Consider the following 966-nt stretch of genomic DNA (forward strand, 5'->3'; position numbering starts at 1 on the left):
TGTATGCTTCCCCTTTTGAGTACGCTTTAAAAGTAGACTTTTTCTTTCATTGGTCATTGTGTTCCTGATGGGCGTAGTGAAGCGAAGGCGTAGCCGAAGCGTAACGAAGCCCATCAGGAACGGCCTGGCTTAGTCTTTCCCATTTTTGCCTGTACAGTACTGGTGGCAAACCTCCCAGTCCATCATGCGGACGATGGTTGTTGTAGTCTTTTATAAATTCATCGGTTACCTCTCTTACTTCATTTAGGTTGTCAAATAAATAACTATCAAGCACTTTTTCTCTATAGGTACGGTTAAACCTTTCGATGTATGCATTTTGTGCAGGCTTGCCTGGCTGTATGTATTTAAAGTCAATTTCATTTGCCTTGCTCCATTGCTGTGCAAGGTGCGCTATAAATTCAGGGCCGTTATCCATGCGTATTCTTTGGGGTTTGCCATATCGGGCCTTCAAGTGTCTAAGCACCCATAACATACGGCTGCTCTTTAATGAATAATCTGTTTCTATAAAAAGTACTTCGCGATTAAAATCATCTATTACATTAAATGACCTGAATTTCCGACCGTTGCTTAATGCATCGCTCATAAAATCTATACTCCAGGTTTGGGTAAATGCAGCTGGCACTTCCAGTTTTTCCTGAATGCGTGTAGGCAGGCGCTTCTTGGCCTTACGTTTTTTACGTAATCCTAATTGTTTGTAAACCCGGTATACACGTTTATGATTGACCTTGTGACCTTGCAAGCGAAGACGGTTGTAAAACTTCCAAAAGCCTTCGCCTTCTATATTGTTTGAAAGATGCTGCAATAACTCAATCAGCGCTTCATCATTCTTTACAGATTGATAATGTAATGAACTCCTGCTGATATTTAACAGTCGACACGCCTTGCCGATGTCTTTGGGACGTTCCTTACGCACATCAGATATGATAGCACGTTTATCGCAAGGCTTTACAACTTTTTTTCAATAAT

At 41.2% G+C, this 966-nt stretch carries 1 pseudogene; it reads right to left on the reverse strand.

The features are described 5' to 3' along the window. Positions 1-46 precede the first annotated feature (46 nt). Positions 47-940, reverse strand: a pseudogene (locus tag GD597_RS21665) (IS3 family transposase); the annotation flags it as partial. Positions 941-966: the final 26 nt, after the last annotated feature.

Origin of the sequence: Limnovirga soli (assembly GCF_013106755.1) — a bacterium.
GTDB lineage: Bacteria > Bacteroidota > Bacteroidia > Chitinophagales > Chitinophagaceae > Limnovirga > Limnovirga soli.